Raw genomic sequence first — 7,934 nt, forward strand, 5'->3', positions numbered from 1 at the left:
TAGTTGGGGGTTTCCCCCTGTGAGAGTAGGACGCCGCCAAGCCATTTAAAAAGATCAGCCATCCGGCTGGTCTTTTTTTTTGCGTTATGAACCAAAAGTTTCTAAAAAAATTATGTAGCCCCGTTATTTCTATATATAGAAGTTGTTATATAACCCCTGAGAGAGGCTGAAATTGAAAATTGTTTTTCATTTTAAATTGAGAATCTTTTTGACCCATCCCTCAACTTAGGATATAAGCGAGACATTCTTCCATCCTTTCTTAAACACGAGATATTCAAATCGATTGCAAATAACTGGAGAATTGGATTTAAATAAGCAGCAGTGCATATTTTTTAGCTAAAAAGAAATTTATTCAGAAACTGGTAACTAAAAAAGTGGAGAATATCGAAAAGGAAGGAAGCCCTCATAAATAATAGAATAATTTGTGCCACAGCAAATAAAAGCGTTCTTCATCTTGTATGAACACTAACAAATCCAAGGTATGGCTGAACTTTTAAGGTAAATCGGAACCAAAATGAGCACCTTTGGAAGAAAATAATGAATATGAGGGATCGCTTTGATAGTTATTAAGGATTGCTTCATGAGTTTGACACAATTAAATTAGCGCAGTATAATAATCCAGTAGAACGATATACTAAAGAAAGTTAACTGATTAACTTTAGCATAAGTCTTAATTTAATACCTTTTGAATTAAGAAACTACTCGTTCAATAATAGTAGAACGATATACCAATATTATTGAAAGTTAGTAGAACGATGTACTATTATTGAACTAAAATTTAGTAGAACGATATACTAGATAGCGAAAGTTAGTAGAACGATGTACTAACAAGCCGGTTAACTAATGAAGTTTATTGTTTTTATTTAGTACGTAATTGTGTTTCATAAATTTATGGTATGGGGCAAGGAGGAAACTTCTGAAAGGCTTAAGAATCAAATTGCATTTCGATAACTTTTTTAATAGGGGTGTGTTTCATGAAAAATCCATTTATAAAAATGGCCACAGGTTTATATATTAGCTATTTTATTTTAGGCATGATCAATATTATCATTGGGTCAAATATGGAAAAATTATCCGACCAATTAAATACAAGTGCCTCAGGAATAAGTTACTTGGTCTCTGCTATAGGAATCGGTAAGTTAGTTTCTTTGTTTTTCGCCGGTAGACTTTCGGATAAATTAGGAAGGAAACCATTTGTTGTTTCAGCATCTTTTATCTACCTGATTTTCCTCATAGGTATACCTTTGGCTCCTAACTATACATTGGCATTTATATTTGCTGTGTGTGCTGGTATTGCAAACTCATTTTTGGATGCTGGTACGTATCCAGCACTTATTGAGGCTTTTCAAAAGAAAGCTGGTTCCGCAACCGTATTAATAAAAGCGTTCGTTTCAGTCGGTGCCGCACTTCTTCCATTTATCATGGCGTTCTTCATAGCTAGGGATATGTTTTACGGGTATACATTCTTCTTAATGGCTGCTGTTTATCTTGTTAATGGGTTTTTCCTGCTTAAGGTTTCATTCCCGGATCATAAAGCTCATAGCCAGACTAAAGATGATGAACAAACTGCACCGGTTCAACACCAATTCCTCTCCAAACCGAAGTTTGCTCAGGAAGGTTTGGCCGTCATACTATTAGGCTTCACATCAACTGCTTTATTCATGCTGGTTCAAGTCTGGCTCCCGAACTTTGGACAAGATGCATTGGGGCTAACCCAGGCTAAAGCTGTTCAATTGCTTAGTTACTATAGCATTGGCTCCCTTGTTTCTGTCATTTTACTAGCAGTTCTATTGAATAAAGTAATTAAGCCCATTACCGTCATGATTATCTATCCGATCATTGCAGCGTTATCTTTATTGTCACTCATTTACATCCAACAACCATTTATAACTGTTTTGAGCGCTTTCTTCATTGGGCTTTCAACTGCAGGGGTGTTCCAATTGGCCATGACAATAATAACAGAGTTCTTCCCAGCCAATAAAGGGACGATTACTTCATATGTAAACATTGCAGCTAGTTCAGCCTTTATCATCATACCTTTCGTTACAGGTATCATTTCTAAGAGTGCTGGTTTAACTGCGGTCTTCTTGTTCGATGTGGCAATTGCGGTAGTTAGTGTTTTATTGGCCGTATTCGTTGCCTATCGATACAAAAAGGTAATTAAGGTTTCCAATAAAATGGTCTAGCCGAACATCAGCGGGAAATGAATCTCCACTGATGATAATGATAAAGGGGGAAACATCCATGAAAACAATCACGATCAAAGATGTAACGATCGGAGAAGGGGTTCCAAAGATCATCGTTCCACTGATGGGGACAACTGAAGAAGAACTGCTTAAAGAAGTTGAAACGGTAAATGCGCTACAGCCGGATATCATTGAATGGCGAGTAGATGTCTATGAACAAGTTGAAAGCTTAGAAGCCGTTTCGGATATGATTTATAAACTTAGAAGTGCTGTACCCAATACTTTGCTGCTTTTCACTTTTAGAAGCCATAAAGAAGGCGGGAACAAGGAAATCAGCGTTGAATATTATTTCAAACTTCTTCATGCAGCAATTGAAACGAAGAATATTGATCTTGTCGATGTGGAATTATTTTTTGAAGAATCATCAGTGAAGGAGACCGTAAAGGTAGCTGAGGAAAATGGCGTATACGTAGTAATGTGTAACCATGATTTCGATAAGACACCAGCAAAAGAAGAAATCATTTACCGATTGCGTAAAATGCAGGAATTTGGCGCCCATATTCCAAAAATCGCTGTAATGCCCCAAACTGTAGGTGACTTACTCGTTTTATTAGATGCAACTTACACGATGAAAACAAAGTATGCCGATCGTCCATTCATTACGATGTCAATGTCGGGCACAGGCCTGGTCAGCCGATTATCAGGTGCAGTGTTTGGATCTGCTTGTACATTCGGTGCCGGAAATGAAGCATCTGCCCCAGGACAAATTCCTGTTACTCAATTAAGGGATGTATTGGAGATAATTGATCAAAACATTTAACTCATAATTCCTTCCAAGAAGGAATTTATATAAAATTTTAAAAATCAGGGGGAATAGAACATGGAAAATTTAGGACGAATTAATGGGAAAACGGAATTGGTAGGATTGGTGGCAACACCTATCGGACACTCTTTATCACCTGCCATGCATAATTTGGCTTTCGATAAATTAGGCTTGAATTGCGCCTATTTAGCATTTGAAGTTGGAAACGAACAGCTGGAAGATGCAGTCAAAGGGATGCGTGCATTAAATGTAAGAGGATTTAACGTATCCATGCCTAACAAAATGAAAATACTTCCATATCTTGATGAATTGGCAGACAGTGCTAAATTTTCCGGGGCCGTTAATACAGTTGTTAATGTTGATGGTAAGTTTGTAGGTCACAGTACCGATGGGATGGGGTATACCCGGAACCTAAAAGAACATGGTATAGATATTAAAGGCAAGAAAATGACTCTTATCGGTTCTGGTGGGGCTGCTACTCCAATTGCCATTCAATCTGCGCTGGAAGGTGTGGCGGAAATCAGCATTTTTGCTCGTGATGATGCTTTCTTCCCGCAAGCAGTAGAGAATGTACGGATCATCAATGAAGATATGAAGCACTTAAATGTGAAAGCCAATGTATACCCTCTTGAAAATGTTGAACAATTAAAGGCTGAAATCGCAACTAGTGATATTTTGGCAAATGGAACTGGCGTTGGCATGAAACCACTTGAAGGCTTAAGTGTCATTCAAGACGAATCAATGCTGCGTCCTGATTTAATCGTAACCGATGTTGTGTACATCCCACGTAAATCTAAACTAATGGAACAAGCTGAGGCTGCCGGTGCTACAGCTATTAATGGTCTTGGGATGATGCTTTGGCAAGGTGCATTGGCCTTTGAATTATGGACAGGTCAACAGATGCCTGTTGATTACATCAAAGAGCAATTGTTTGCAGAATAAGATGAATTCACTCTGGAGATTATTCTCCATTTTATCGTAATAGAGGTTTAATCATACTCGATGTACATCATCTTTATATGATTACCATCAAATGAGTGCAGAAACCTCGGAGCTAAGGAAATGCAGGGAGTGAAATCCCGTGTTTTTCTTAGCGTTTTTTTTTGAAAAGTGGTTTTCATTTAAATGGATATCATAAAGGGGAGGCTTTAAGTAATTACATTTTGCATTAAAGTGTTCTAGGGGAGAAACACAACGTGATTTATTATAGGGGTGTAATAATGAAAAATCAGTATTATAAAGCGGCATCTGGCATGTATATTAACTATTTTCTTCTGGGGATGGTTAATATAATTCTCGCCTCAAACATGCCCTCTTTAACAGAACAATGGGATACGGACTCTACTGGCATCAGTTATCTTATTGCAGCAATAGGAATAGGCAGATTACTCACGTATGGTCTCTCGGGAGTATTATCAGATAAATTTGGAAGAAAGCCATTGATCATTGTCTCTTCGGTAATTATGGGAGTTTTTTTAATTGGGATTCCATTTTCCCCCACATATGAAATGGCCTTTGTATTTGCCTTACTTGCGGGAATTTCCAACTCAGCCATGGATGCTGGTACATATCCGGCGCTAACAGAAATGTTTCCTGAATCTGCTGGTTCCGCCAGTGTTATGGTCAAGGCTTTTGGTTCACTTGGTGCAACAATCCTGCCATTCCTCATCTTGTTTCTTTCTAGGAACCAATTATTTTACGGATTTGCATTTTTATTACCGGCTGTCATCTATTTCATGAATATGTTTTTTATGTTGTCCGCTTCATTTCCAAAAAGCAAATCCGATGCTGTCAGTCAGGAGGAGGGTTTGCATATGAACAGGTTCATAACTGAACCTAAATTTTGGAGCGAAGGAGTCGCGCTAATCATAATTGGGTTTACATCAACTGCGTTATTTACAGTTTCACAAATCTGGTTACCGAGTTTCGGCCAGGAAGTTGCAGGGATGTCATCTTCAGGTGCAATTAAATTATTGAGCTATTATAGTGTCGGATCACTGATTTCCGTCCTGCTATTAGCCATCTTATTGAACAAATGGATTAAGCCCGTGACGGTGATATTGCTTTATCCAATGATTACATTACTTACGGTAATCATCATATTAACGATACATTCACCTTTTGTCTTAAGTATTAGCTCCTTTTTCCTTGGAGCATCGACAGCTGGGATATTTCAATTAACCATTGCAATAATGACTGAACTTTTCTGGAGGAAAAAAGGAACTGTAACAGGGATCGTTGCGACGGCATCCAGTTTGGCGAGCGTCATTTTACCAATTGCAACGGGCTTGATCGCTAAGAGTGGGGATATATCGCATATATTTCTTTTCGATTGCTTTATTGCAACTATAGGAATCCTAGCTGCAGCCTTTATTTATTACCGGTATAAAAAATTGACACAGCACCAGACCATATTTAACCATGGCTAAAAAATATTGAAGGATTATTAAAACTCCATCTTCTAGAACTAGGGTGGCGTTTTTTTTTGGACTGATGAATATTGGATATAGATGTATTGGAGTGATTATTAATCGATGAGGTACCCATGTTCCAAAAGCAAGGGTGTAATAATGACACTAACTATATTATTATTATAGTAAGAACATGATAATAATAAGTACATCAAAAATACATTCAAGATGGTGATTGAACTTATGAAACAATCCAAAAAAGGGCGGGTCACGCTGCAAGAGGTAGCGAAACATGCTGGGGTATCTACATCCACGGCTTCCCTTATCGTTCGTAATAACCCCCGAATATCGGAAGCGACGCGAAAAAAGGTATTAAAATCCATGCATGAATTGGGCTATGTTTACGATAGAATTGCAGCAAACCTAAGGTCGCAGAGTTCCGATACAGTAGGAATCATTATTACCGACATATCAAATACCTTTTTTTCTGAATTCCTGATAGGCGTTCACGATGCATTGGATAAGGTCGGGTATACAGTGTTGCTGGGGACTACCTTCGACTCGGTTGCCAAGCAAGACCATCTCCTTTCGACCATGATGGAACATAGGGTGGGAGGCCTGATTCTTTGTCCTGTCTCTGAAAGCTCACAAGATACAATTGAACGGTTAAATGAAATTGACACGCCGATGGTCCTTGCTGTTAGGGAACTACCTGGAGTGAATAGCGACTATGTAGGCATAGACTATCCAGAAGGAGCCAGGATCGCTGTTGATCATCTCCTTGGAAAGGGGCATAAAAGAATTGCGCTCCTTGGTGGCATCAAGGAATCTTCTACTTGGATCGAGAGAATGGAGGGATACCGTGAAGCTCTTTCAAGAGCGGGATTGGAAGTGGATGAATCGTTGGTGATAGATAGTGCCCCTACACGGGAAGGAGGGCTGGAGGCTGTATTGAAAGTACTTGAGAATCCTAATCCGCCTACGGCGATTTTTTGCTTTAGTGACTTAATTGCCTTCGGTGTTATGCAAGGATTAATGATGAAAGGATATACACCTGGAAAAGATATAGATATCGTAGGGTTCGATAACGTTCCAGTCGCAGAAATCTATCATCCTCCGCTAACGACCATTTCCTCATTCCCTAGACGTATTGGAAAAGAGGCAGCGAATCTTCTGTATCAGCAAATGGAGAAAATTGAACGTGAACAACAGCGAATCATATTGAATCCAGAACTGATTATTAGAGAATCTTCCTAAAAAAGAAAAATAAAAAGGTGATTAGTTTACAGGAGGCTAGGTATCCATACCGCTGTACCCTTTTCATCTTTTCTATTATTCTTTTATTGGGAACATTGATTATATAGCAAAAAGGATGGTCTTACTTAAGCGGTTCATAAATATCCCAGGCCACTTTCAATGAATCGACTATGAAGTCTGCCACTTCATCAACATCAAGATCATTGGTATTCACTTTTGAATGATGATAGGAGTATATTTCTTGTCTGGTGTAAAAGAGTTCTTCGATTTCCTCAAGGGACCGACTTTGTAAAACAGGTCTACTATCAATTAGTAAGCCTATTCTCTCTTTCCAGTATTCCCAAGATAAGTCCAGATAAAAGACAATGCAATTGGATAAACAGATATTTCGTATATCCTCTTGTAAAAATGCCCCGCCTCCAACTGAAATGATTTTCAATTGTTGTTGACTAAAGCTTTCAATCACACTTTTTTCTTTTTCGCGAAAAGCTTTTTCCCCAAACTTCTTGAATATTTCTGTAGTGGGCATATTGAATTCCTTTTCAATTTCTTGATCTATATCAATAAAGTCCCTATATAATTTCCTTGCTACTTTCTGACCGATCGTCGTCTTTCCTACCCCCATAAAGCCAATAAAAACGATACTTTGCATCCTCAAAGATGTGTTTTTATTAATCATTTATAAATCCCTCTCCCAACTATTTTTATAATGATTAAAAGTCTCTCCTGAAATTTTTAAAATATATATATTATAGTACAAGAAAGTAAAATTGTAAAAAAATTTTTAAATATTTGGACAATGAAATTCCGTGATTTAGCGGTTTATTTTAAATCAATCCATTCGAAAGGAACAATCATTTTTCATTATTCGATTCATACATCTAATTATACGTTTCTTCATCTATCCAGTTTGTTATTGCCGTTACCTATCACTTGCAGGTTTTATGGATTTTGCCAAAAGCATTACTAGGTTGAAGGGGAATGTGTTTCAAACGGGTATTTGATTTAATAAAATGGGTGGGAGCAATGATTTTGTTTGATTATATGTTTTAAGCGAAAGCCAAGGTACGACAAGTGCATTTATTAATTGATTAAATCATTTAACAAAGAAATGTATGAAATGTGTTGACTTTATGGAAGGAAAAGATTAATATAAATAAGCACCAACTAAGACAAACGAAAAAAACTTCATCACTTTCGGCAGATTGCTGAAAGAAATAACTATTGACTTCTTACTATGAAAATGATAAGATGAAA

The 7,934-nt window shown here is 37.6% G+C and carries 6 protein-coding genes; 5 read left to right on the forward strand and 1 reads right to left on the reverse strand.

What is annotated here, in order from left to right:
* The first annotated feature begins 974 nt into the window (after window positions 1-974).
* The 5 genes from ACFX4I_RS26000 to ACFX4I_RS26020 all read left to right on the forward strand — a co-directional run bounded on the left by ACFX4I_RS26000 (window position 975) and on the right by ACFX4I_RS26020 (window position 6,677).
* Window positions 975-2,186, forward strand: coding sequence for an MFS transporter (locus ACFX4I_RS26000; protein ID WP_377424096.1), 1,212 nt, complete (start codon window positions 975-977; stop codon window positions 2,184-2,186).
* Between the two features lie 58 nt (window positions 2,187-2,244).
* The gene (gene aroD / locus ACFX4I_RS26005; protein WP_377424099.1) at window positions 2,245-3,006 is read left to right on the forward strand and encodes a type I 3-dehydroquinate dehydratase; all 762 of its coding nucleotides are present in this window, start codon (window positions 2,245-2,247) and stop codon (window positions 3,004-3,006) included.
* A gap of 60 nt (window positions 3,007-3,066) precedes the next feature.
* Entirely contained in the window at window positions 3,067-3,951 is an 885-nt protein-coding gene (locus tag ACFX4I_RS26010; protein ID WP_377424101.1) for a quinate/shikimate dehydrogenase, read from the forward strand.
* 278 nt (window positions 3,952-4,229) lie between these two features.
* Window positions 4,230-5,438: an MFS transporter gene (locus ACFX4I_RS26015; RefSeq protein WP_230304105.1), complete on the forward strand. Its 1,209-nt coding sequence runs from the start codon at window positions 4,230-4,232 to the stop codon at window positions 5,436-5,438.
* A gap of 225 nt (window positions 5,439-5,663) precedes the next feature.
* Window positions 5,664-6,677: a LacI family DNA-binding transcriptional regulator gene (locus ACFX4I_RS26020; RefSeq protein ID WP_230304104.1), complete on the forward strand. Its 1,014-nt coding sequence runs from the start codon at window positions 5,664-5,666 to the stop codon at window positions 6,675-6,677.
* A gap of 121 nt (window positions 6,678-6,798) precedes the next feature.
* Here the strand turns inward: ACFX4I_RS26020 and ACFX4I_RS26025 are convergent, their stop codons facing one another.
* Window positions 6,799-7,356 (reverse strand): shikimate kinase, encoded by a 558-nt coding sequence (locus ACFX4I_RS26025; RefSeq protein ID WP_230304103.1) that lies wholly within the window; start codon window positions 7,354-7,356, stop codon window positions 6,799-6,801.
* Between the last annotated feature and the right edge of the window lie 578 nt (window positions 7,357-7,934).

This window comes from Peribacillus sp. YIM B13472 (assembly GCF_042788005.1).
GTDB lineage: Bacteria > Bacillota > Bacilli > Bacillales > DSM-1321 > Peribacillus > Peribacillus simplex_E.